Origin of the sequence: Streptomyces sp. NPDC096339 (assembly GCF_044762985.1) — a bacterium.
Lineage (GTDB): Bacteria > Actinomycetota > Actinomycetes > Streptomycetales > Streptomycetaceae > Streptomyces.
The window spans coordinates 62995-87306 of the sequence record NZ_JBIWFI010000033.1; the positions used below are offsets into that span (position 1 = coordinate 62995).

20 protein-coding genes are annotated in these 24312 nt (G+C 73.1%); 15 read left to right on the plus strand and 5 right to left on the minus strand.

Features of this window, described 5'->3' with window-relative positions; genetic code table 11:
* Positions 1 to 132 precede the first annotated feature (132 nt).
* The 7 genes from ACIQ5Y_RS31155 to ACIQ5Y_RS31185 all read left to right on the plus strand — a co-directional run bounded on the left by ACIQ5Y_RS31155 (position 133) and on the right by ACIQ5Y_RS31185 (position 6529).
* Complete coding sequence (locus ACIQ5Y_RS31155) at positions 133 to 648, plus strand: hypothetical protein (RefSeq protein WP_403887849.1); 516 nt, start codon at positions 133 to 135, stop codon at positions 646 to 648.
* Positions 649 to 994: 346 nt separating this feature from the next.
* A complete protein-coding gene (locus tag ACIQ5Y_RS31160; RefSeq protein ID WP_403887851.1) occupies positions 995 to 1837 on the plus strand; it encodes a nitrilase-related carbon-nitrogen hydrolase in 843 nt (280 codons plus the stop codon).
* A 38-nt stretch (positions 1838 to 1875) separates the two neighbouring features.
* Complete coding sequence (locus tag ACIQ5Y_RS31165) at positions 1876 to 3129, plus strand: aspartate aminotransferase family protein (RefSeq protein ID WP_403887939.1); 1254 nt, start codon at positions 1876 to 1878, stop codon at positions 3127 to 3129.
* A gap of 17 nt (positions 3130 to 3146) precedes the next feature.
* Positions 3147 to 4547 carry a dihydropyrimidinase gene (gene hydA / locus ACIQ5Y_RS31170; RefSeq protein WP_403887854.1) on the plus strand — a complete coding sequence of 467 codons (1401 nt, stop codon included), beginning with the start codon at positions 3147 to 3149 and terminating at the stop codon, positions 4545 to 4547.
* 28 nt (positions 4548 to 4575) lie between these two features.
* The gene (locus ACIQ5Y_RS31175) at positions 4576 to 5577 is read left to right on the plus strand and encodes a TIGR03842 family LLM class F420-dependent oxidoreductase (protein ID WP_403887857.1); all 1002 of its coding nucleotides are present in this window, start codon (positions 4576 to 4578) and stop codon (positions 5575 to 5577) included.
* Positions 5578 to 5698: 121 nt separating this feature from the next.
* Complete coding sequence (locus tag ACIQ5Y_RS31180; protein WP_403887860.1) at positions 5699 to 6064, plus strand: STAS domain-containing protein; 366 nt, start codon at positions 5699 to 5701, stop codon at positions 6062 to 6064.
* A gap of 12 nt (positions 6065 to 6076) precedes the next feature.
* The gene (locus ACIQ5Y_RS31185; RefSeq protein WP_403887863.1) at positions 6077 to 6529 is read left to right on the plus strand and encodes an ATP-binding protein; all 453 of its coding nucleotides are present in this window, start codon (positions 6077 to 6079) and stop codon (positions 6527 to 6529) included.
* A 75-nt stretch (positions 6530 to 6604) separates the two neighbouring features.
* On the opposite strand, the gene ACIQ5Y_RS31190 is transcribed toward ACIQ5Y_RS31185, so the two are convergent.
* On the minus strand, positions 6605 to 7498 hold the full coding sequence (locus tag ACIQ5Y_RS31190) for a SigB/SigF/SigG family RNA polymerase sigma factor (RefSeq protein WP_403887866.1): 894 nt from the start codon (positions 7496 to 7498) through the stop codon (positions 6605 to 6607).
* Between the two features lie 346 nt (positions 7499 to 7844).
* On the opposite strand from ACIQ5Y_RS31190, the gene ACIQ5Y_RS31195 reads away from it, so the two are divergent.
* The 3 genes from ACIQ5Y_RS31195 (at position 7845) to ACIQ5Y_RS31205 (ending at position 10753) form a co-directional block, all read left to right on the plus strand.
* Positions 7845 to 8669 carry an inositol monophosphatase family protein gene (locus tag ACIQ5Y_RS31195; protein ID WP_403887868.1) on the plus strand — a complete coding sequence of 275 codons (825 nt, stop codon included), beginning with the start codon at positions 7845 to 7847 and terminating at the stop codon, positions 8667 to 8669.
* A 99-nt stretch (positions 8670 to 8768) separates the two neighbouring features.
* Positions 8769 to 10187 (plus strand): phytoene desaturase family protein, encoded by a 1419-nt coding sequence (locus ACIQ5Y_RS31200; RefSeq protein ID WP_403887871.1) that lies wholly within the window; start codon positions 8769 to 8771, stop codon positions 10185 to 10187.
* Between the two features lie 56 nt (positions 10188 to 10243).
* Entirely contained in the window at positions 10244 to 10753 is a 510-nt protein-coding gene (locus tag ACIQ5Y_RS31205) for an O-acetyl-ADP-ribose deacetylase (RefSeq protein ID WP_403887874.1), read from the plus strand.
* A gap of 55 nt (positions 10754 to 10808) precedes the next feature.
* Here ACIQ5Y_RS31205 and ACIQ5Y_RS31210 read toward each other — a convergent pair whose 3' ends face one another.
* On the minus strand, positions 10809 to 12326 hold the full coding sequence (locus ACIQ5Y_RS31210) for an FAD-dependent monooxygenase (protein ID WP_403887877.1): 1518 nt from the start codon (positions 12324 to 12326) through the stop codon (positions 10809 to 10811).
* Between the two features lie 101 nt (positions 12327 to 12427).
* Here ACIQ5Y_RS31210 and ACIQ5Y_RS31215 point away from each other — a divergent pair, with 101 nt between their 5' ends.
* From ACIQ5Y_RS31215 to ACIQ5Y_RS31225, 3 genes are all read left to right on the plus strand, one after another.
* Positions 12428 to 13081 (plus strand): TetR/AcrR family transcriptional regulator C-terminal domain-containing protein, encoded by a 654-nt coding sequence (locus ACIQ5Y_RS31215; protein ID WP_403887941.1) that lies wholly within the window; start codon positions 12428 to 12430, stop codon positions 13079 to 13081.
* 226 nt (positions 13082 to 13307) lie between these two features.
* On the plus strand, positions 13308 to 15539 hold the full coding sequence (locus ACIQ5Y_RS31220) for a PQQ-binding-like beta-propeller repeat protein (RefSeq protein WP_403887879.1): 2232 nt from the start codon (positions 13308 to 13310) through the stop codon (positions 15537 to 15539).
* On the plus strand, positions 15539 to 18064 hold the full coding sequence (locus tag ACIQ5Y_RS31225) for a protein kinase (protein WP_403887882.1): 2526 nt from the start codon (positions 15539 to 15541) through the stop codon (positions 18062 to 18064). Before ACIQ5Y_RS31220 ends, ACIQ5Y_RS31225 begins: the two co-directional genes overlap by 1 nt.
* A gap of 40 nt (positions 18065 to 18104) precedes the next feature.
* On the opposite strand, the gene ACIQ5Y_RS31230 is transcribed toward ACIQ5Y_RS31225, so the two are convergent.
* From ACIQ5Y_RS31230 to ACIQ5Y_RS31240, 3 genes are all read right to left on the minus strand, one after another.
* Positions 18105 to 19898, minus strand: coding sequence for an Ig-like domain-containing protein (locus tag ACIQ5Y_RS31230; protein ID WP_403887885.1), 1794 nt, complete (start codon positions 19896 to 19898; stop codon positions 18105 to 18107).
* 53 nt (positions 19899 to 19951) lie between these two features.
* Positions 19952 to 21031 (minus strand): hypothetical protein, encoded by a 1080-nt coding sequence (locus ACIQ5Y_RS31235; RefSeq protein ID WP_403887888.1) that lies wholly within the window; start codon positions 21029 to 21031, stop codon positions 19952 to 19954.
* Between the two features lie 235 nt (positions 21032 to 21266).
* Positions 21267 to 21749 (minus strand): Lrp/AsnC family transcriptional regulator, encoded by a 483-nt coding sequence (locus ACIQ5Y_RS31240; protein WP_384588867.1) that lies wholly within the window; start codon positions 21747 to 21749, stop codon positions 21267 to 21269.
* Positions 21750 to 21910: 161 nt separating this feature from the next.
* On the opposite strand from ACIQ5Y_RS31240, the gene ACIQ5Y_RS31245 reads away from it, so the two are divergent.
* Both ACIQ5Y_RS31245 and ACIQ5Y_RS31250 read left to right on the plus strand, forming a co-directional pair.
* Positions 21911 to 22867 (plus strand): DMT family transporter, encoded by a 957-nt coding sequence (locus ACIQ5Y_RS31245; RefSeq protein ID WP_403887891.1) that lies wholly within the window; start codon positions 21911 to 21913, stop codon positions 22865 to 22867.
* Positions 22860 to 24041 carry an aromatic amino acid transaminase gene (locus ACIQ5Y_RS31250; RefSeq protein WP_403887894.1) on the plus strand — a complete coding sequence of 394 codons (1182 nt, stop codon included), beginning with the start codon at positions 22860 to 22862 and terminating at the stop codon, positions 24039 to 24041. The genes ACIQ5Y_RS31245 and ACIQ5Y_RS31250 overlap by 8 nt, the downstream gene beginning before the upstream one ends.
* Positions 24042 to 24312: the final 271 nt, after the last annotated feature.

Here is a 24312-nt window from a genome sequence, read left to right on the forward strand (position 1 = left end):
GGTCCGGCAGGGCGGGGTGGGCCGGTCGTGGGTGGGTTCGCCGGGGCGTCCGCAGGAGCTCCGGCAGGGCTGGGTGAGCCCGTGGCGGGTGGTGTTCCCGGGGGGAACGCAGGGGTGGGCGCGGGGGGTTCCGTGCCGGGGGTCGTGGAGGCGCTGCTCGCGCTGCGTGCGCAGCACCGCAGCGGCGAGGCGCACGCCCTGCTGTGCGAGGCCGCGGCCTGGCCCGCCGGGCGACTGCCCGCGCTGGCCGCCGAGTTGCACCGGGCCGGACTCGCGGCCGACTGGGCCACCCTGCTCTGGGAGGCGGCCTCGCTCCCGCCCGAGCGCCTCGCCGCCGCGGCGGCCGCCCTCGGCGAGGCCGGCCGCGAGGCCGACTGCGACCTGCTGCTGCGCCAGGGCGCGGCCCGCCCCGCCGCCGAGATCGCCGACGCCGCCCTCGCCCTCGGCGGCGCGGGCCGGGACCGCGAGGCCCAGGCCCTGCTCGGCGCCTACGTCCGGCTGCACACCGCCGAGGAGTCCGCCGCCCTGGCCCGTCAGGACCCGCAGTGGTTCGCCCCGCGCCTGCTGCGCGCGGCCCGCGCGCTGTCCGGAGCCCATCACCGCGACCTGTCCCACGCCCTGCGGGTGTCCGGCGTCGCCCTTGCCTGAGCCCAGGGCCTGCCTTCACCCCTCTGCCCCGCGATGCTCCGGGCGACGACGGGAACGTGACGACAGGCCCCAGGCCCGCCGCCCGGACCGGTCGCCGCGCGCCGCCGCGCGCCGTGCCTTCGTGGTGCGTGCTCCCATCGCGCTCCGCTCCCGGCACACCCGCACTTCAGCGGCCCGTCAACCGGTCGCTCGGCGACCGCAAACGACCGCGTGGTGACGTAACTTGATCGACTACTCCAACTGCGCAAGGTGGTCTTGCCCCAGGCTGTGACGAGGCCTACGTTCTACTCCCTACGTACATCGTCTACGTGCGTAGAACCGGCGTTCCCGTCGCGAGGAGCAGCTCATGGCCCAAGTCGTCCGCGCCGCGCTGGTCCAGGCCACCTGGACCGGAGACACCGACTCGATGATCGCCAAACACGAGGAGCACGCCCGCCGCGCCGCCGCCCAGGGCGCGCAGATCATCGGCTTCCAGGAGGTGTTCAACGCCCCCTACTTCTGCCAGGTCCAGGAGCCCGAGCACTACCGCTGGGCCGAGGCAGTCCCCGACGGTCCGACCGTCCGCCGCATGCAGGACCTGGCCCGCGAGACCGGCATGGTCATCGTCGTCCCGGTCTTCGAACTCGAAAGCGCCGGCTTCTACTACAACACCGCCGCCGTCATCGACGCCGACGGCAGCTACCTCGGCAAGTACCGCAAGCACCACATCCCCCAGGTCAAGGGATTCTGGGAGAAGTACTACTTCCGCCCGGGAAACCTCGGCTGGCCCGTCTTCGACACCGCGGTCGGCAAGGTCGGCGTCTACATCTGCTACGACCGCCACTTCCCGGAGGGATGGCGCCAACTGGGCCTGGCGGGCGCGCAGCTGGTCTACAACCCGTCGGCCACCTCCCGGGGCCTGTCCGCGTACCTGTGGCAGCTGGAGCAGCCCGCCTCCGCCGTCGCCAACGAGTACTTCGTCGCCGCCATCAACCGCGTCGGCCAGGAGGAGTACGGCGACAACGACTTCTACGGGACCAGCTACTTCGTCGACCCGCGCGGCCAGTTCGTCGGCGACGTCGCCAGCGACAAGGAGGAGGAACTCCTCGTCCGCGACCTCGACTTCGGCCTCATCGAAGAGGTCCGCACCCAGTGGGCGTTCTACCGCGACCGCCGCCCCGACGCCTACGGAGGGCTCGTACAGCCGTGACCAACCCCACCCCGCTCCACAGCCGCCACCGCACCGTCATGCCCGACTGGCTCGCGCTCTACTACAAGCACCCCATCGAGCTCACCCACGGCGAGGGCCGCCACGTCTGGGACTCCGACGGCAACCGCTACCTCGACTTCTTCGGCGGCATCCTCACGACGATGACCGCCCACGCCCTGCCCGAGGTCACCAAGGCCGTCTCCGAACAGGCCGGGCGGATCATCCACTCCTCCACCCTCTACCTCAACCGGCCGATGATCGAGCTGGCCGAGCGGGTGGCGGCCCTGTCGGGGATCCCCGACGCCCGGGTCTTCTTCACCACCTCCGGCACCGAGGCCAACGACACCGCCCTGCTGCTCGCGACGGCGTACCGCCGCTCCAACCAGATCCTGGCGATGCGCAACAGCTACCACGGCCGGTCCTTCTCCACCGTCTCGATCACCGGCAACCGCGCCTGGTCCCCGACCAGCCTCTCGCCGCTCCAGACGTACTACGTCCACGGCGCGGTCCGCACCCGGGGCCCCCTCGCCCACCTCGACGACGCCGCCTTCACCGCCGCCGCCGTCGCGGACCTCGAAGACGTACTGGGCCAGGCCCGCGGGGGAGTGGCCGCCCTCATCGCCGAGCCGATCCAGGGCGTCGGCGGTTTCACCTCCCCGCCCGACGGCCTGTACGGGGCCTTCCGCGAGGTCCTCGACCGCCACGGCATCCTGTGGATCAGCGACGAGGTGCAGACCGGCTGGGGCCGTACCGGCGAACACTTCTGGGGCTGGCAGGCCCACGCCCAGAACGGCCCGCCGGACATCCTCACCTTCGCCAAGGGCATCGGCAACGGCATGTCCATCGGCGGGGTCGTGGCCCGCGCCGAGGTGATGAACTGCGTCGACTCCAACTCCATCTCCACCTTCGGCGGTTCACCCGTCACCATGGCCGCGGGCGTCGCCAACCTCGCCTACCTCCTGGAGCACGACCTCCAGGGCAACGCCCGCCGCGTCGGCGGCCTGCTCCTGGAGCGGCTGCGGGCGATCTCCGCGCACGTGCCCGCCGTACGGGAGGTCCGCGGCCGGGGCCTGATGGCCGGCCTGGAACTCACCAGGCCCGGCACCGACCAGGCCGACCCCGACGCGGCCGGCGCCGTACAGGAGGCCGCCCGCGAACGCGGCCTGCTGATCGGCAAGGGCGGCGGCCACAACACCAGCGTGCTGCGCATCGCGCCGCCGCTCTCCCTCACCGTCGCCGAGGCGGAAGAGGGCGCCGACATCCTCGAACAGGCCCTGCACAGCATCCAGTAGAGGGGGACGCACCGCACATGAGCATCCGCACCCTGATCCGCGGCGGCCTCGTCGTCACCGCGGCCGACGAACTGCACGCGGACGTCCTCATCGAGGACGGCCGCGTCGCGGCCCTCGCCGCACACGGCTCGGCGGCCGCCGAGGCCTGGACGGCCGACCGCACGCTCGACGCGAGCGGGAAGTACGTCATCCCCGGCGGGGTCGACGCGCACACCCACATGGAACTGCCCTTCGGCGGGACCTCCGCCTCGGACACCTTCGAGACGGGCACCCGGGCCGCCGCCTGGGGCGGCACCACCACCATCGTCGACTTCGCCGTGCAGAGCGTGGGCCACGCCCTGCGCGAGGGGCTCGACACCTGGTACGCCAAGGCGGACGGGCAGTGCGCGATCGACTACGCCTTCCACATGATCCTCTCGGACGTCAACGAGGGCACCCTCAAGGAGATGGACCTCCTCATCGGCGAGGGGGTCACCTCCTTCAAACTGTTCATGGCCTACCCCGGCGTCTTCTACAGCGACGACGGGCAGATCCTGCGCGCCATGCAGCGGGCCTCCGGCAACGGCGGGCTGATCATGATGCACGCCGAGAACGGCATCGCGATCGACGTCCTCGTCGAACAGGCCCTGGCGCGCGGGGAGACCGACCCCCGCCACCACGGCGAGGTCCGCAAGGTGCTCCTGGAGGCCGAGGCCACGCACCGCGCCATCCAGCTCGCCCGCGTGGCCGGTTCCCCGCTGTACGTGGTCCACGTCTCGGCGGAGGAGGCCGTCGCCGAGCTGGCCGCCGCCCGCGACAAGGGGCTGCCCGTCTTCGGGGAGACCTGCCCGCAGTACCTGTTCCTGTCCACCGACAACCTCGCGGAGCCCGACTTCCAGGGCGCCAAGTACGTCTGCTCCACCCCGCTGAGGCCGCGGGAGCACCAGGCGGCGTTGTGGCGGGGGCTGCGCACGAACGACCTCCAGGTGGTCTCCACCGACCACTGCCCGTTCTGCTTCCGCGGTCAGAAGGAGCTGGGCCGGGGCGACTTCTCCAAGATCCCGAACGGGCTGCCGGGGGTGGAGAACCGCATGGACCTCCTCCACCAGGCGGTCGTCGACGGGCACATCGGCCGCCGCCGCTGGATCGAGATCGCCTGCGCGACCCCTGCCCGGATGTTCGGCCTCTACCCGCAGAAGGGCACCATCGCGCCGGGTTCCGACGCCGACATCGTCCTCTACGATCCGCACGCCGAGCAGGTCATCTCCGCCGAGACCCACCACATGAACGTGGACTACTCGGCGTACGAGGGCAAGCGGATCACCGGACGCGTCGACACCGTGCTCTCGCGCGGCGAACTCGTCATCGACCGGCGCGAATTCACCGGCCGGGCCGGCCACGGGGCGTACATCCCCCGATCCACCTGTCAGTACCTGTAAGCCGCTCGGACCCGCAAGGAGCCACCCCATGGACTTCGGCCTCGTCCTGCAAACCGATCCGCCCGCCTCGCAGGTGGTCAGCCTCATGCGCCGCGCCGAGCGCAACGGCTTCCGCTACGGATGGACCTTCGACTCCGCCGTGCTGTGGCAGGAGCCGTTCACCATCTACAGCCAGATCCTGGAGCACACCCAGAAGCTCCACGTCGGCCCCATGGTCACCAACCCCGGCACCCGCACCTGGGAGGTCACCGCCTCCACCTTCGCCACCCTCAACGACATGTTCGGCAACCGCACCGTCTGCGGGATCGGGCGCGGCGACTCGGCGATGCGGGTCGCCGGGCGCAAACCCAACACCCTGGCCCGGCTCGGCGAGGCCATCGACGTCATCCGGGACCTGGCCGAGGGCCGCGAGGCCGTGGTCGACGGCAACCCCATCCGGATCCCCTGGATCCGGGACGGGAAGCTGCCCGTCTGGATGGCCGCGTACGGGCCGAAGGCCCTCGCCCTGGCGGGCCAGAAGGCGGACGGCTTCATCCTCCAGCTCGCCGACCTCTACCTCACCGAGTGGATGGTGAAGTCGGTCCGGCAGGCGGCGGTCGAGGCGGGACGCGACCCGGACGCGATCACCATCTGCGTGGCGGCCCCCGCGTACGTCGGCGAGGACCTCGAACACGCCCGCGACCAGTGCCGCTGGTTCGGCGGGATGGTCGGCAACCACGTAGCCGATCTCGTCGGCCGCTACGGAGAGCACTCCTCGATGGTCCCCGACGAGCTCACCGAGTACATCAAGGCCCGCGAGGGCTACGACTACAGCCACCACGGCCGCGCCGGGAACCCGTCCACCGATTTCGTCCCGGACGAGATCGTCGACCGGTTCTGCCTGCTGGGCCCGGCCGAGGCGCACATCGAGAAGCTGCGGGCCCTGCGCGACCTCGGAGTGGACCAGTTCGCGGTCTACGACATGCACGACGCGAAGGAGGCGACGATCGACGCGTACGGGCAGGACATCATCCCCGTGCTGCGCGACTGACGGCCGGACGGCACCCGCTGGCCCGTCTCGGGCCCTGCCGCGAGGAGCCCGGGCCCGGCGCGAATGCGCGCCCCCGGCCCGGGTAGGCGCCGTACGGAGCCACGTGCGGAAGGGGGTCCCCATGGATTCCACAGCGGAGGGCGACCGGTTCACCGTAGAGGTGCGACGGCTGCCCGGGGCCATCGTCCTGAAGCTCGTCGGCGAGCTGGACCACGACACGGCCGAGCCGTTGAGGCAGGCGCTGGGAGCCGTTCCCGCCGACGGCGGACGCCGGGTGCTGGTGGACTTCTCCGACGTGGGCTTCTGCGATTCGACGGGACTGAACGTCCTGCTGCAGGGCCGTCTCATCGCCGAGAGGGCCGGAACCACGATCGAGGTGGTGGGCCTGCGCCGGCCGGTCGAGCGCATGTTCCGCATCACCGGAGTCGACGAGATCTTCCCCGTGTACGCCGACGTCGCCGAGGCACTGGCAGCGCGGCACCCCTAGCGGAGGCGCACCATGAGCGAGCGCCGTTCACCGGAACGGAGTCGGGTCTTCGTACTGGGCCCCGACGCCGAGAACGTCGTCACACAGTGCCTCGACTTCACCCGGAGCGCCCTGACCGACTGGGAGTGGATGCCGGCCCGGGGCGATGACGCGGACGCCGACGAGTGCGCCGAAGACGTGCTCCTCCTGGTGTCCGAACTGGTGGCCAACGCCCGCCTGCACGGCGGCGGGCCCAGCTCGCTCGTGCTCCTGCGCACCGGTGACGGCCTGCGCATCGAGGTGACCGACCGGAGCACCGTGCTCCCGGTACGCAGGCGCAACACGCACCCCGCCCGGCCAGGCGGCCACGGGCTGCTCATCGTGGACCGGCTGGCACGGCGCTGGGGCGCGGAACCGCTGGACGGCGGGAAGCGCGTATGGCTGGAGGTCGCCGTACCCGGCCGGAGCGTCCCGGAGGACGACTGAGCCACCCCTCCGGTGGAGCGTCCCGTAGGACGACTGAGCTACCCCTCCGGCGGAGCATCCCGGAGGACGACTGAGCTACCCCTCCGGCTCCGCCGCGGGCTCGTCGGCCGCGGGCTCGTCGTCGGTCAGCAGCCCGGTCCGCAGCGTCGTCATGATCCGGCCGAGCAGCCGGGACACCTGCATCTGGGAGACGCCGAGCCGGTCGCCGATCTCCGCCTGGGTGAGGTCCTGCCCGAAGCGCAGCGAGAGGATCAGCCGGTCGCGTTCGCCGAGTTCGGCGAGGAGCGGCTTGAGGGACTCCAGGCTTTCGATCAGGTCGTACGCGGGTTCCTCGACCCCGAGCGAGTTCGGTGAGGTGCCGGCCTCAGGCTCGTCGCCGGTGGGCCTGTCGAAGGACCCCGCGGTGTATCCGTTGGCGGCCCGGCGCCCCTCGACCACGGAGTGGTCGTCGATGCCCAGGCGCTCCGCGAGCTCGTGGTCGGTGGGCTGCCGGCCCAGCCGCTGCTCCAGGGCGTCGTGCGCCTTGGCGATGTCGAGCCGCAGCTCCTGCATGCGCCTGGGAACCTTCACCGCCCACGAGGTGTCACGGAAGAACCGCTTCATCTCTCCGACGACGGTGGGCAGCGCGAACGTCGCGAACTCGACCCCGCGCTCGACGTCGTACCGGTTGATGGCCTTGATCAGGCCGATCGTGCCCACCTGGACGATGTCCTCCAGTGGCTCGCTGCGGCCCCGGAACCGCCGGGCGGCGTACTTCACCAGGCTGAGGTTGAGTTCGACGAGCGTGTTGCGCACGTACGAGTACTCGGCGGTGCCCTCGGTGAGTTCGTTCAGCCGCCGGAACAGCGAGACCGACAGGGTCCGGGCCTCGGAGGTGCTCACTCCGAGCGGATCACCGGGGATGTCCGTGGCGATGGCGCTGTACACGGTATGGACGGGCTCCGCGGTTGCGCGGGAACTGGCTGACATGGGAATCCTCCGACGGATCGGGTCCGGCGCCTGCCCGGCGCATCGGGGCCGTCGTGGCCTTCGAGGGGGATATACCCCCCGAAGGACCGCCCGACCCGTCCCATCACGGTGCGTCACCGCTGGAGGACCGTCCGCACGCCGGGGGCGCAGGCGCTCCAACGGCAGGGTGTCCGGATCCTCACGGACGGTGGCCACGGTGCCGGCCACCGTCACGGCCGCGATGACGGCCGGGGCGATGGCGATGGACATGGCGGCGGCGGCCGGTTCACCCGGAGTACACCCGGCGGCCGGGCGGCCGCCGGAACCGGCGGTGGGGATTGTCGTCCGGGCGTGCTTTGCTGGGGGCATGATCAATGAGTTCCTGGCCAAGCGCCTGTCCGATGTGGAAGAGGCCGTCCGCAAGGCGGCGGCGGTCGAGATCACGCCGAGGTTCCGGCAGTTGGCCGAGCACGAGGTCGACCAGAAGAGCGGCCCGCACGACCTGGTGACCGTCGCCGACCGGAAGGCCGAGGAGCACCTGACGGCCTCCCTCACCCGGCTCCTGCCCGGCTCCGTCGTGGTCGGCGAGGAAGCCGTGCACGCCGACCCGACCGTGTACGGGGCGCTGCGCGGGGACGCCCCCGTGTGGATCGTGGATCCGGTCGACGGCACGCGGCAGTTCGTCGAGGGCGACCCCGCCTTCTGCACCCTGGTGGCGCTCGCCCAGCACGGCGAGATCTTCGCCTCCTGGACCTTCGCCCCCGCCCTGGACGAGCTGGCCACCGCCGTGCGCGGGGAGGGCTCGTACGTGAACGGCGAGCGGATCCACAGCGGTTCACCCGAGCCGGGCGCCGACCTGCGCGTCGCCGTGGCCCACCCGCTGTACACCACCGACGAGCAGAGGCGCGTCCTGTCCCGGCTGGACGTGCCCGGGGTCGCGGCCCGGCCCTGCGGTTCGGCGGGCCTGGAGTACCTGAAGGTGGCCCGCGGCGAGGTGGACGCGCTGGCCTTCACCTGGCCCTCGGCCTGGGACCACGCGGCCGGCCTGCTGCTGGTCACCGAGGCAGGCGGGACGCACAGCACCGTCGACGGGGTCCCCTTCCGGGTGGACCGGGACAACGCGCTGCCCTTCGCGATCGGCCGCGACGAGGCCACCACCTTCCGCATCCGGGACCTGCTGCGCTCGGAATAGCCCGTACACACACCGCCCGCCGGGGCCGCCGCAGTCCCGGCGGCCGGAGCGGGCGCAATATCCTGGAGGCGCAGGCGCCGCCGGACGAAGGAGTCGCAAGTGCCGTCGATTCTCGATGCGGTCGTGGTGGGGGCGGGGCCCAACGGGCTGACGGCCGCCGTTGAACTGGCCCGGCGCGGCTTCTCGGTGGCCGTCTTCGAAGCCGGGGAGACGGTCGGCGGCGGGGCCAGGACCGAGGAGCTCACCCTCCCGGGCTTCCGGCACGACCCCTGCTCGGCGGTCCACCCGCTCGGCGTCGGCTCGCCGGTCTTCGCGACGATGCCGCTGAAGCGGTACGGGCTGGAGTGGCTGCACGCCCCGCTGCCCATGGCACACCCCTTCGACGACGGCACGGCGGCCGTGCTGTCCCGCTCGGTCGCGGAGACCGCCGCGTCCTTCGGGCCGCGCGACGCGGGCACGTACCGGCGTCTCGTCGAGCCGTTCCTGGGCAAGTGGGACACCCTCGCCCGGGACTTCATGTCCCTGCCGAGCACCGCGCTGCCCCGCGATCCGCTCACCCTCGCCCGGTTCGGGCTCGCCGGGCTGCCGCCCGCCACCTGGCTGCTGCGCCGCTTCCACGACGACCGGGCGAGGGCGCTGTTCGCCGGGCTCGTCGCGCACACCATCGCCCCGCTCGGCGCGATCGCCACCGGCGCCGTCGGCATGGTCTTCGCCCTCGCCGCCCACGCGAACGGCTGGCCGATGCCGCGCGGTGGCTCGCAGTCGATCTCCGACGCGCTCGCCGCGTACCTGCGCGACCTCGGCGGCACGGTCCACACCGGCTTCGAGGTCAAGCGGCTCGACGACCTCCCGCCGGCCCGGGCGTACGTCTTCGACACCTCGCCGACCGCGCTGGCCCGGATCGCCCGCCTGGGGCGCGCGTACGACGGATACAAGTACGGCGCCTCCGTCTTCAAGATCGACTACGCGCTGGACGGCCCCGTGCCGTGGACCGCGCAGGAGGCGCGCCGCGCCGGCACCGTCCAGGTCGGCCCGGGCAGCCGGGACATCGACGCGGCCCTGCAACTCGCCTCGGGCGGCCGGGCCCCCCGCAACCCCTTCCTCATCACGGCGCAACCCAGCCTCGTCGACCCGGGCCGGGCGCCCGCCGGCAAGCACGTGTTCTGGGCGTACGGACACGTCCCCGCGGGCTGGGACGGCGACCTCACCGAAGCCGTCGAACGCCAACTGGAGCGCTTCGCACCGGGTTTCCGTGATCGGGTCCTGGCGCGCGCCACCGCCGGGCCGCCGCAGCTCGCCGCCCGCAACCCCAACTACGTGGGCGGGGACATCGCCTGCGGCTCCGCCGCGGGACTCCAACTCCTGCTGCGGCCCAAGCTCTCCCTCACCCCGTACACGACGGCCCACCCGGCGGTCTTCCTGTGCTCCTCGGCCACCCCTCCGGGGCCGGGCGTGCACGGGATGTCCGGCCACAACGCGGCCAAGGCGGTCTGGCGCCGGCTGCGCGCCGCGTCCTGAGCCGCGAAGGAGCCGCGAACGAGCCGCGAACGACTGCGGACGAGAAAGGAACGATCATGGTGCGCGTGACCCTGGTCCAGGGGGACATCACCACTCAGCAGGCGGACGCGATCGTCAACGCCGCGAACTCCTCCCTCCTCGGAGGCGGTGGAGTCGACGGTGCCATCCACCGCCGCGGCGGCCCGGAGATCCTCGAGGCCTGCGAGGACCTGCGGCGCTCGCACTACGGCAAGGGCCTGCCGACGGGCCGGGCGGTGGCCACCACCGCGGGCCGGCTCCCGGCCGCGCACGTCATCCACACCGTCGGCCCGGTCTGGTCGAAGGAGGAGGACCGTTCCGAACTCCTGGCCTCGTGCTACCGGGAGTCGCTCCGGGTGGCTGACGAGCTGGGCGCCCGCACGGTGGCCTTCCCGGCGATCTCGACGGGCATCTACGGCTGGCCGATGGACGACGGAGCACGCATCGCGATCGAGACGGTGCGTGCCACCGAGACGTCCGTCGAGGAGGTCCTCTTCGTCCTCTTCGACGAGGCGGCCTACGAGGCGTTCGCGCGCCAACGGCCCTGACCCGAGCCGGTGGTGGCCCCCGTGCGTGACGTGCGGCCGGCGCCCACGTGCCGGTTCAGCCGGCCGCGGCCGGGCCGAACCACGTGGTGAGGGCGGTGCGGAGCGCGGCGGTGTCGAGGGTGGCGCCGGCATCCGAGGCCCAGGCGACGTGGCCGTCCGGGCGGACGAGGAGCGCCGCCGGGGCGGGGCTCTCGTCGGCCGGCCAGACGGGCCAGCGCTCGACCGCGGACCGGGCTTCGACGAGGTCGACCCGGTCGGCCCAGCCCGCGAAGGCCGCCGCCAGTCGGGGGCTGCCGCACAGGTCGAGCAGCACGGGGCGTGCCGTGCGCAGCAGTTCGAAGACGCGGGTGAGGCCGTCGCCGGTCTTCAGTTCGACGTCGGGCACCCGGCGGCCCGCCAGGGGGTGGCCGTCGGCGGCGGGGTACCGGACGTCCAGTGCGGTGATCATTCCGCCCAGGTGCCGGTTCACGTCGTCGTACGCGATGAGCGAACCCAGCACGTCGCGCAGCGCGTCGGTCTGAGGGCCCGGCCGGGTCAGCGCCGACTGGGCCCGGGTGTTGTGCAGGACGCGTGCCGCGACGGGGTGCCGCTCGGAGTGGTAGCTGTCCAGGAGGGTCTCCGGCGTCCGGCCGCGTATCACCGAGGCGAGCTTCCAGCCCAGGTTGACCGCGTCCTGCACGCCCAGGTTCAGTCCCTGGCCGCCGGCCGGGAAGTGGATGTGCGCCGCGTCACCGGCCAGCAGCACCCGGCCGTTCCGGTACCGGTCGGCCTGCCGTGCCGCGTCACCGAACCCGGAGACCCAGCGAGGGCTGTGCATGCCGAAGTCGGTGCCCGCGATCCTGAGCAGCGACTCCCGCAACCCCTCGAACGTCACCGGTTCCCCCTTGCCGGCGACACGGTCGTGCTCCGTGGTGATCACCCGGTACCAGCCCGGCTCCCAGGCGAACACCGAGAAGTCGCCCCCGGCTCGCCGCTGCATGAAGAGCGGTTCGGCCGGGGGATCGGCGAGTTCGACGTCGCCCAGCAGCGCGGTCAACGTCGCCGGGGTGCCGGGGAAGCCGATGCCCGCGAGCTTGCGCACCGTGCTGCGTCCGCCGTCGCAGCCGACCAGGTAGCGGGCGCGCAGCGGCGGCCCGGCGGCTCGCGGCCCACTCGTTTCGATGTCGATGCCGGAGGCGTCCTGACGGATCCCGGTCACCTCCGACGACCAGCGCACGTGTGTGCCCAGATCCTCGGCCCACTCCTCCAGCAGCCGCTCGACGGCCGACTGCATGAGCGCCAGCGACCTCGGGTACGTGCTCTCGAGCCCGTCGAAGTCCAGCCACAGCCCGGAGAAATGGCCGATCGGCCGCTGCGTGCCGGCCCGCATGAAGCGGTCCAGGCCGCCTCGCTGGTCCAGTACCTCCATCGTCCGGGCGTGCAGACCGCCGGCGCGCGATTCGCCGGTGCGCTCCGGGAGCCGGTCGACGATGACCACGTCGACGCCCGCCAGTCGCAGTTCGCAGGCGAGCATCAGGCCGGTCGGTCCTGCGCCCGCGATCACCACGTCCGTGTTCGTCCTCGTGTCGCTCATCCGAGTTCCCCCTCGTCCAAGGCCTGGTCTCTAACACCGTTAGAGACTGCCTCTAACGGTGTTAGAGTGTCAAGTGACGGAGAGGGGGGAGAGTGGACGAGATGAAGATCAACTCCGAGGTGATCGCCCGAACGGCGTTGCGGCTGCTCGACGACGTCGGTCTCGACGGGCTCAGCATGCGCGTGGTCGCGCAGGAGCTCGGCGTTCGAGCCCCCACCCTCTATTGGCACATCAAGAACAAGCAGCAACTGCTCGATGCCATGGCCACCCTGGTCTACGTCGAGGCGGCGGAGAAGCTCACTCCGCGAGTCGATCCCACGACCTGGGAGGACTGGATCGCCGACTGGGCACGCCACCTGCGTCAGGTGATGCTGAGCCACCGGGACGGCGCCCGCGTCCTCGCCGGTACCTATGTGAACCACCCGGCCGTGTACCAGTCGGTGGAGCTCGTGCTGCAGACCCTGGGCGAGGCGGGATTCGGCCTGAGCGAGGCCGCACGCGGCCTCCCGGCGCTCCTGCACTACACCATCGGCCACACCATCGAGGAACAGGCCCATGCCGGCGCGGCGTACGGAGGCGACAATCCCTACTCGCCCGAGCGGGTCGCCGGGAGCGTCGACGCCGAACGGTTCCCGCTGGCAGCCCAGGTGGTGGGCACCCTGCTCTCCGCGGACGGCGACGCGGGCTTCGAGCACGGCCTGCGCATCATCGTGCTCGGTCTGCGCGCCGCCAGGGAGGAACAGGGGCAGTGCTGACCGGCCGCATCGCGCCTGGGGCGGCCGGGCCGGTCGCGACGGTCGAACACCACGTACGGGCCGACGCGGGCCGAGGCGACCGATGCGGCGAGCCCCTTCCGTCCCGCCCTCCACCCGCCGGTCTGTGTTCACGGTGTGGAGAAGCGGGAAGTGGTCATCCCGACGCCAAGGGATGCACGGCCCGGCCGTCGTAGCCTGAGGGCCTCAGGGGGAGGGGATTCGACTGATGGAACCACTCGGTGCCGCCGATCCGTTACGCATCGGGCCCTACGCGCTGGCCGGACGGCTGGGGTCGGGCGGGATGGGCACGGTGTACCTCGGGCGGTCCGCCGGCGGCCGGACCGTCGCGGTGAAGGTCGTACGGCCCGAACTGGCCGGGGACACCGAGTTCCGGGACCGGTTCCAGCGGGAGGTGGCGGCGGCCAGGCGGGTGTCCGGGGCGTTCACGGCCCCCGTGGTGGACGCCGATCCGGACGCCGAAGTCCCCTGGATGGCCACGGCGTTCGTCGTGGGCCCCTCACTGCACAGGGCGGTCGTCGCGCACGGCCCGCTGCCCGGGGCCGCGCTCCGCATGCTGACGGCGGGCCTCGCCGAGGCGCTGGTCTCGGTGCACGGCGCCGGGGTGATCCACCGGGACCTGAAGCCGGCGAACGTCCTGCTGGCCCTGGACGGCCCCCACGTCATCGACTTCGGCATCGCCCGCGCCGCCGAGGGCACGGTCCTCACCTCGGCCGGCTCCGTGGTCGGCTCGGCGCCCTACATGTCCCCGGAACAGGCGACGGGGCATCACCTCACCCCGGCGAGCGACGTGTTCTCCCTCGGCTCCACGGTCGCGTTCGCGGCGAGCGGCACGAGCCCCTTCGGCGACGGGGCCGGGGCGGCCGTCCTGTACCGGATCGTCCACGAAGAGCCGGACCTGTCCGCCGTACCCACGAGCCTGCGGCCGCTGATCGGGCGCTGCCTGGCCAAGGAGCCCGGCGACCGGCCCGCCCCGCACGAGATCGTCGCCCACGTCGCGCGCGCCGACCGGCCCGGCCCCGAGCGGAGCTGGCTGCCGGGGCCGGTGGCGGCCGACGTCCTCGCGCTGCGGGCGGCCCTCACGGCGCTGCCCGCACCCGCACCGACCCTGCCGCTCACCGGCCCGACGGAAGTCCTCCCCGGTGGCCCCGGCGCCCCACCCGATCCGCCGGAGGACGACCGGGGCCCGAGCCGCCGCGGGCTCATCCTGGGCCTGGCGGGCGGGGCCCTCCTCGCCGGGTCGGTGGCGGGCACGGTGTGGGCACTGAACCGGGAACCGTCCAAGCGGGCCGGGGGATCCACCGCGCGGCGCCCCTCCGCGGACGACGTCCTCGACGCGAGGCTGGCCCTCCAGGCACGCATGCCCGCCGCGTGTCCCCAGGTGTTCTCGGCGAACGGCACGGTCGCCTGCGTGATGCTGCGCCAGGTCCGGGGCCTCGACGACCAGGGCCACGTCAAGTGGACCGTGAACGGCGACGACCACGGCATCGCCTTCTCCGTCACCGGGCCCAACCCGGGGAGCGCGGCCGCGGTGGACGGAGGCCGCCTCCACCTGGGCGGCACGATCGCGGGCGCGGCCGGAGCACCCCCCAGGACCGCCGTGCTCGGCATCCGGATGGCCGACGGCAAGGACCCCTGGACCGCCGTCCTGAACGAGGCGCAAGGCTCGGGGACCTCCGCCTTCTGCGGGGTGCGCGGCGGCCGCGCGTACGCGATCTCCCGGACACCCGCGAACGGTGCCGCCGCCGAGGGGTACGGCGTGTGGGCCCTGGACCTCGGATCCCGCGCCACCGCCTGGTACCGCACGGCCGAGACCCGGCCCCTCTTCCAAGCCCTGCCGTACTCCGGGGACGGCGTCCTGTACGCGGGTCCCGAGCGGCTGGTCGCGCTCGACGCGAAGGGCGCCGTCGCCTGGTCCAAGCGGATCGGGCCGGGTGCGCTCGCCGCCACCGCGCGGTACGCCGTGCTCGTCGACGCGCAGGGCGTGATGTCCGGCCTGGACCCGGCGACGGGAGAGCAGGCGTGGCAGGTGCCGGGAGCCTCGGCCGTCGCGGCGTCCGCCCGGGGGGACGGCATCGCCACCGACGAACAGGGCACCGTCGTCTACGCCCTGTGGCGCGACGCGGACGGCGGCCTCTCACTGGCCGCTTCGGAGGCCGCGACCGGCAGGACCAGGTGGCGGACGCCGCTGCCCGCCGACGCCCCGGGCTCCGCCCCGCTCGGCGCCCGGCTGCTGTACTCCGACGGCAACGTGTACCGGATGGGAGCGGACTGCGTGCTCTGGTCCTTCGACGCCTCGAACGGCAAACCCCGCTGGAAGTACACCGGTTGGAAAGGGAACGATCCAGTGAACCTGGCCTGGAGCGCCGGCGACGGCCGGCTCTGCCTCACCAATCCGAACACGACGACGGTCGTCGCGCTGCACGCGAACGGATCCTGATGACGAACCCGCCGGAGACGCCGCACCCGCCGCACCCGCCGCACCCGTTGGACCCGCTGGGTCCAACGGATCCGCCCAGGGTCGGCCCGTACACCCTCCTCGGCAGACTGGGCGCCGGGGGCATGGGCGCCGTGTACCTGGGGCGTTCGCCCGGCGGTCGGACGGTCGCCGTGAAACTGGTGCGGCCGGAACTGGCCGCCGACCCGGGCTTCCGGGCCAGGTTCCGCGCCGAGGTGACGGCCGCGCGGGCCGTCTCGGGCGCCTTCACGGCCCCCGTCGTCGACGCGGACCCCGAGGACCCGGCGCCCTGGATGGCGACCGCGTACGTCCCGGGCATCCCGCTCGGCCGGGCCGTGGCCCTCGCGGGCCCGTTGCCCCGGCCCGCGTTACGGGCGCTCGCCGCCGGGATCGCCGAAGCCCTGGAGTCGATCCACGCGGCGGGCCTGACCCACCGGGACCTCAAACCGGGCAACGTGCTGCTCGCGCTCGACGGCCCGCACGTCATCGACTTCGGGATCGCACGGGCGGCGGACGGGACCGTGCTCACCGCCGCCGGTACCGTCCTCGGAACTCCGGGCTACATGTCCCCGGAACAGGCCACGGCCGGTCGGGTCGGCCCGGCGAGCGACGTGTTCTCGCTCGGGACGACGCTCGCCTTCGCCGCGCGCGGCGTGGGACCGTTCGACGGCGGGCGGACCGTGGACGTCCTGCGGCGGGTGGTGCGGGAGGAGCCGGACCTGTCGTCGGTCCCGGAGGACTTACGGCCCCTGGTCGCCGGGTGCCTCGCGAAGGACCCCGCCGACCGGCCCACTCCGCGCGAGGTCGTCGCGTACGTCGAACGGGGCGCGGCCCCGCCCCCGGCGGGAGCGTGGCTCCCGCCCGCCTTGACCGCGGCCATCGAGGCGGCCGCGGCGGTCATGGCCCCCGAGGTGGCTCCGGCCCCGCCCCCGCGGGCCCTGCCCCTCCCACCGCCCGTCCCGTCCTCCCCGCCCGGGCCGCCGCCGGGAACGCCGCCGGATCCGCTGCGGGACATGCCGCCGGGAACGCCGTCCGGGCCGGAGCCCGGCCCGCTGTCCGGCCCGCTGTCCGGCCCGCAGTCCGGCCCCCGGGACGGCGAATCCGGCCGACCCGGCCGTCGCGCGCTGCTGCTCGGCGTGGCCGGCGGGGCCGTGGTGCTGGCGGGCGGCGGCACGGGGCTGGGGCTGTGGCTCACCCGCGGACGCTCCGCCGGGCCGGGTGACGCGAAGAAGTCCGGGCACGCCCTGACCGACCCGGCGCGCCCGCTCGGAACCGACGTGACGGCGACCCCGCTGTGGACGGCGCCGGTCACCGAGCCCCTCGCGCAGATCACCGGCGAGGGTGAGACGGTCCTCGCGCTCAGCGCCAAGAACGTCTGGGCCGTCGGCCGGACCGGTCTTCCCGTCTGGGGTCCGGTGGCCCTCACCTCAGAGGGGCCGCTCGCAGGTCTCGTGGCCCTCGTCGCGACCGTTGCCGACGGCACGGCGTACACCGTGGTGACGGGCGGTGCGAGCGGACGGGAGTCGGTCCTGCGGGCCATCCGTCTGGACACCGGAGCCGACGCCTGGACCCTGTCCCTGAACCCCCAGCAGTCGTCGCTCGTGCCGGGCGAAACAGCGGTCAGCGTGTCGGTGCTGGGCATGCTCGGCGGGAAGATCTACATCACCGGCACGACGTCCTCCACCACCGTGAACCCCTCCGCCGAGCCGTCGAAACGCTACGAGTTCCGGAGCGGACCCACGATCTGGGCGGTGGACCCGGCCGAGCGGAAGGTCACCTGGAAGGTACGGCTCTCGGACCCGGACGTGAAGTACAGCCAGGGAAGGGCGTTCCTGCCGTCCTCCGGGACGCGGCTGATGTGGGTGACGGCCAACAGTGACGGCAGCCCTGCCAAGATCGCGGGCATCGAGACGGCCGGTGAGGGGAAAGTCGCCTGGGAGCAGCCCTCTCCGGGCGCCGGCGCGACGACGATCGACCAGATGGTGCAGGACGCCCGGGGCCGGCTGAACGACGGGCCGCTCTCCTCCGCCGGCGGCTATTTCCTCCACATGACCGACGGGTTGTACGCCATCGACCAGGCCAACGGCCAGATCGGCTGGCGAGCTCCCAAGACCCTCTTCGGGACCGTGGTGGCGAGCCCGGACGGGAAGACCGTCTACGCCGCGGGCATGGGCAGCCCCGTGGCCGTCGCCGGGATGCAGGCCATCGAGGGCCTCACCACCGTCGGCATCGTCGTCTACGCCTTCGACGCCGCCACCGGTGCCGTCCGCTGGGCGGGCAACATCGAGCACCAGATCTCCGGCACCCTCACCCTCCTGAGCGCGGACGACACCGTCTACCTCAACTCCGGCGGCCACCTGTGGGCCCTGAACGCCGAGGACGGCAAGGCCCGTTGGAAGTACGTGCTGAACCCCTCCCTGACGTACGGCTCGGTCCCCGTCTGGGCGGGCGCCGGCCGGGTGTACGGCGCGGGCACGAACGGCCTGGTGGCGCTGGGCGCGAAGTGAACGCCCAGCGCCGGGTGGCCGATCAGCGGTGAGTGACCGCTCAGCGGCACTGTCCCGTCCGGGGACCCTGGACCAGGGTCCCCGTGTGGTCGAGGGCCGGTGCGTTGCCCTCGCAGCGCAGCGGACCGGTGACGCTGTTCGCCCGGAAGGCCGGCACGGCGTCCTCGGGCAGGAGCCCGCTGCCGCTGTTGCCGTTGACCCGGACCGCGCCGGTGACGGTCGTGGCCGAAGCCGTCATGCCGCCGGTGTTGCCCTCGACGGTCAGCGGGCCCTCGACCGTGTTGCCGGGGCAGGCCGCAGCTTCGCGGTCCGAGCCGAACAGGACGTACCCGGTGCTGCCCTGGACGGTGACCGGCCCGGTCAGCCGGGACTGGCACACGGTCAGGGCGGCAGCGCCCTCGGAGGAGAACGGACCGGCGATACGGGCGTCCGAGACGGCCAGCGAGCCGCCGGGCCGGACCGTGACCGGCCCGGTCTGGCTGCCGCCGGAGGCGATGCAGAGCGCCTGACCCGCGGCGACGGTCAGGGCGCCGACGTGCTCCGTGGTGATGCAGGGTTCGCTGAAGCCGACCGTGACGGCGGCGGGCTCCGCCGTCGCACTCGGGGTGTGGCTGTCGTCGCCCTCGTAGGCCGCGGTGATCCGGTGCTCGCCGGGCTGGAACGCGGACGTACGGAAGGTCGCCTTGCCCCCGTCGAGCGGCACGCTCGCCAGGCGGGTCACCCCGTCGGAGAACACGACCTTTCCGCTCGGGGCGGGTGCGGCCGGGTTCGCCGAGCCGACGGTGGCGGTGAAGGAGACCTCGTGGCCGAACAGCGGCGCCGTCTCGTCCGGGGTCACGGTGACCGAGGTTCCGTAGCGGAAGGAGACGACCGCCTTGCCGTTGCCGCGGTTGACGCCCTTGAGCAGGGAGACGTCGGTGGCCGTCGGCGCGGCGAAGCTGCTTCCGCCGCCACCGCCGGCTCCGTAGAAGTTGCCGGGCCGGCCGCCGCCGGAGCCGCCGCCGCCGGCGAACCAGCCGCCGCCGCCACCGCCGCCGCCGTTGCCGCCCATACCGCCGTTGCCACCGGAGCCACCGCTCCCGGGGTTGGGCTTGCTGCCCCAGGAGTCGATGTCGCTGCCCGGGGCTCCCGGGGCGCCGACGGAGTTGTTGCGGGGGCCGCCCGCGCCGTGGGCGGACTGGGTTCCGCCACCGCCCGGCAGACCGGAGCCCGCCGGGCCGCCGCCCTGGCCGCCCGGTTCCGCTTCGAGCCCGCCGCCGTTGCCGCCGCCCAGCAGCGGTCCGCCGTTGCCCGCGCCACCGCCGCCGCCGGCCACCAGGATCCGGTCGGTCCCGCCGAAGGCGCCCGTACGCAGGTCGGTGGCGCCGCCGCCGGAACCGCCGCCGCCGTGGGCTCCGCCGCCGCCGGATCCGTGGCCGGTGCCGCCGGGCCGGGCGAACTCGCCGTGCCGGGAGGTGCCCGAGCTACCGATTCCGCCGACGGTGATCTGGAGGCTCTGGCCCGGGGTGACGGCCAGGTTCGCGCGGGTCTCGCCGCCCCGACCGCCGGGGGCACCGTCGTTCGGGGGAGCGGGGGAGACGAAGCCGGCCGCGCTGCCGCCCTCGGCGCCGAAGAGGTCGACCGTCACCGAGGTCACCCCGTCCGGGACGGTGAAGGTGTCCGTGCCGACGGCGGAGTAGGTGCAGGTGGGTGTGGCCGAGGCGAAGACGCCACCGGTGCCGCAGGGCGACGCCGGGGCCGCCTCATCGGCGTTGGCGGGGAGTGCGCCGAGGGTGGCCGCCAGGAGGCCGGTCGCGCCGGCCGCCATCACTGACTTGGATCTGAAGATGTTCAACTGGGGTCCAAACGAAGACACATGAGGCACACGGAGTGCCGGGGGGAGAAGGCTCAGACGCCGTCGTTGGCGCACAGCGCCCAGACGTCGGTGTAGGTGTTGGGCGAGGAGGGCGCGCCGGTGTGGCTGAAGGCCGACCAGTACGAGGCCGTGGTGGTCCCGTCCGAGACCGGGTTGCCGCCCGAGTCGCTGGGGTAGCTGCCGTTGAGGTGGTCGCCCTGGGAGCCCGGACCGGTGAAGTTCGTGGTCGTGACGGAGCCTCCGCTGATCGCGGCGCCGCCGCTGACCAGCTTTCCGTCGTTCTGGCCGCAGCCGACGCTCGTGGTCAGACCGGCGGTGCCCGCGGTCGGACCGCTCACCTCGCTGAACCGCACCTTCACGGTCGTGCCGCTGATGTCGATGTTGTTGCCGCTGCAGATGGCGTAGGCGTAGGTGGTGTTGCCACTGTCGCCACCGCCGCCGTTCCAGCCGACGGCGCTCCAGGAGTCGGGGTTGGTCTCCCCGTCGGCCGCGGCCTTCTGGCCGTAGGCGTGGGCGGAGTCGTTGAAGGTGGGGAAGCTCGCGATCGGCTTCAGGCTGCCGACACTGGCCGGGGTGATGCGGGCTCCGCCGCCGAGCAGCCGGGTGTTGGCGGGGCAGGTCGCGGTCACCAGGCCGACGGTGCTCGCGGTGGTGGGTCCGGCGACCTTGTTCATGACCACCTGGGTGTGGTTGATCAGGTTGCTGGTGAAGCACATGGCGTACGGGGTGCTGGAGAAGGAGGCGTTCACCGCGCCGCCGCTGCCGCCGATGCCGAGCCAGTAGGCCACGTCGGTGCCGACGACACCGGTGGAGCCGGTGTACTCGGTGCTGCCGTCGGGGCTCGGCGAGGTGCCGTTGATCTTGTTGCCGTTCGACGAAGTGCCGGTGCCGATGGCCTGGTTGATCCCGCCGCCGGAGATCAGGCCGCTGCTGCAGTGGGCGTTGGTCGAGATCTCGGCGAACGTGGACGCGGGGCCGGAGGTGGCGCCGGGGGTCTTGACCGTCACGCCGACCGTGTTGGCGTAGGCGGAGCCGGGTACGGCCAGGGCCAGCAGGGCGCCCAGGACCAGGGCTTTTCCGGCGACAGGACGCCGAAGGAGCATCTTTCGCATTGACTTCCCTCATTCGGAGGTGGTGGTGCCCCGGACGGGAGGCTGCGGATTGCGCTTGCGGAATGTATCAGTCAGATAAGCGAGCAGGTAAGACGGATTCCGCGAAATTACCTTGCAGATGCGGTACTCGTGAGTAGGATGCGGCGGCTCGCTGCGGGCACGCCTGCGAGCGGACCGTCGAAGGGCGATCCGCTCGGGGCGGGGCGGGGTGGGGTGGGGCGTGGGCGCCCGGGCCTCAGAGGCGGCGGGCGGAGGCGCCCGGCGTGGGCCGGGGGTAGGTCCGGGACTGCTTCACGCTGCCGTACGCGAAGCTCGACTCGATCGAGGCGATGCCGGGGATGGCGTGGATCCGGTCGCGCACCAGGGACTCGTACGCCTCCAGGTCCTCGATGACGATCCGGAGCAGGTAGTCGCTGCTGCCCGCCATCAGGTAGCAGTCCTGGATGTGCTCGATGACGTGGACGTGCTCCTCGAAGGCGCGGACGGCGTCCGCCGTGTGGCGTTCCAGTCGGATCCGGACGAAGACGGTGATCGGCAGTCCGAAGGCGACCTGGTCGACCATGGCCGTGTAGCCGCGGATGAGGCCCGCCTCCTCCAGCCGCCGGACCCGGCGCAGGCAGGGTGAGGGGGAGAGGCGCACACGGTCGGCGAGGTCCTGGTTGGAGAGCCGTCCGTCGGCCTGCAATTCCCGGATGATCTGCAGATCGACCGCGTCCATGGCCACTCCTCGGCGCTCCTTGGCGTTCCTTGGCAGATTCTGCCCCAAACGTATGTCCGGGGAGCAGAACTGGCAATCGACTGCCCCGGCCCAGGCCCTAGCGTTGCGGGGGTACGGAGAACCCGTACGCGTACGAGCCCCTGAAGCTGGAGCCGCCACCCTTGGTCGCCATCGACACCACGGCCGCCGCCGCACACCCCGCGGCGGCCGGCCGTCTCCGGCTCTCCCCGCAGGCCCAGGGAATGGCCGCCCTGCTCGTGACCGTGGCGATCTGGGCCGCCTTCGCGCTCAGCGCCCGCGCGCTCAGCGCCTCCTCCCTGCTGCCGGCCGACGCCGCCCTGCTCCGCTTCGGCGTCCCCCTCGTCGTGCTGGCCCCCGCCCTGTGGCGGCGCAGGCACCGCATCGCTGCGGTCCGGCCGGGCGCCGCGATCAAGATCGTGTGCGGCGCCGGGGTGCCCTTCTTCCTTGCCGCGATGCACGGCGGCGCCCTGACCTCCGCCGCGTTCGTCGGCTCGATCGTCCCCGGGATGGTCCCGCTCTTCGTCTCCGCGCTCATGATCGCCCGCGGGCGCACCGTGCCCCGTGGCACGCAGGCGGCCGGGCTGGTGCTGATCGCGGCGGGCGTGGCCGCCCTCGTCTGGCGCTACGTGGTCCCCGTGGACACCGACGTACTGGCCGGCTCCGGCATCCTGCTGGTGGCCAGCGGGCTGTGGGCGCTGTACACGGTCGGGCTCAAGGAGGTCGACCTCGATCCCGTCGGGTCGATCGGCCTGCTGTGCCTGCCCTCCTTCGCGGTCATCGGGCTCCTCGTCCTGACCGGGGTGCTTCCGACGGGCCTCGCGCACGCGGCCGGCTCCGACATCGCGACGTTCCTCGTCGTACAGGGCCTCGGGGTCGGACTGTGCGCCGGCCTGCTGTACGCCTTCGCCATCCGCCGCCTCGGTGCCGAGCGCAGCTCCGTCGTCGGCAGCCTCAGCCCCGTCGCCGTCGTCCTGCTCGCCATCCCCGTACTCGGCGAGTCGCCGACCCCCGCCGTCCTCGTCGGCGTCCCGCTCATCACCACCGGCGTCGTCCTCGCCAACCGCCGCCCACGACACAAGGTTCCCGCAGATGCTTGAGCTCCTCCCGCCGCCGCCCGCCGACCCGCTGTGGGTCCTCACCGACGAGTTCGGAGCCGACGAGCGCCCCGAGCGCCTCAACCTCGTACTCGGCGTCTACCGCGACGAATCGGGGCGCACGCCCGTCATGGCCGCCGTACGGGAGGCCGAGATCCGGCTGGCGGAGCGCTCCGCCTCCAAGGAGTACCGGGGGCTGTCCGGCAACACAGCCTTCAACCGGGCCCTGCTGACGATGGTCCTGGGCGCCGGGGGCCCCGCCGAGCGGGCCGCCGCCGTGCAGACCGTCGCCGGTTCCGGCGCCCTTCGCCTGCTGGCCGACCTGATCTGCCGGACCCGGCCGGGCACCACGGTGTGGATCAGCGACCCCGCCTACGTCAACCACCGGCCCATCCTGGAGGCCGCCGGACTGAAGGTGCGCACGTACGGCTGGCGCGACGCCGAGGGCGCCTTCGACACCGAGGGCGTGCTGCGGGAGCTCGCCGGCGCGGGTCGTGACGACGTCGTCCTGCTCCAGGGCTCCTGCCACAACCCTACCGGGGTCGACCCGCTGCTCGACGACTGGGAGGCGCTCGCCGAATCCGCGGTCAGCGGCGGCTGGGTGCCCTTCGTCGACCTCGCCTACCACGGGCTCGGCGACGGGCTGGAGGCCGACTTGCTGCCCACCCGGATGCTTGCGGCGCGCGTGCCGGAGATGCTGATCGCCGTCAGCTGCTCGAAGAACTTCGGCCTCTACAGCGACCGCGTCGGCTGCGCCATCGTGCTCGGCGCCTCGGCCGGTGCCGCGCGGCACGCCGAGACCGCCCTGCAGAACGCCGCCCGCACGCAGTACTCGATGCCGCCCGAGCACGGCGCGGCCGTGGTGACCACGATCCTGGAGGACGCCGGGCTGCGGGCCGCCTGGCGGGCCGAACTGGAGCTCATGCGGGGCCGCATCACGGCCAACCGGGCCGTGCTGACCGCGCACCTCAGCGCGCTGGGCCGGGGCGCGGAGGCGCGGATGCTGGCGCGGCAGAAGGGCATGTTCTCGATGCTGCCGCTCACGCCGCCGCAGATGCTGGCGCTGCGCAGGGAGTTCGCGATCTACGGAACGACCTCGGGGCGCGTCAACATCGCGGGCCTCCCCGGGGACCGGATCCCGCGCCTGGCGCAGGGCATCGCCGCCGTCATGCCGTAGGCCTCGGGCCCCGGGTTCCGGGTTCCGGGTTCACGGCCTCGGCCGCCCCGCGGCCCGGGGCGGCGGGGCGGCCGACGCCGTGCCGGTCGCCCGCGGTCCCCGAACAAGACAGTCCCCGGCGGTCGCGTCGATCCACGAGCCATCCGCCGTCGCAGGTGGCTCCCATGGTCGAACGCGGTCCGCCGGGGGCCTGGCCAGAGCCTGGACAAGGGTCACGCGGGCCTCTGAACGTCTTCAGAGGGCGGCTGCGGCTCTTTCCGGTGATCCGGTG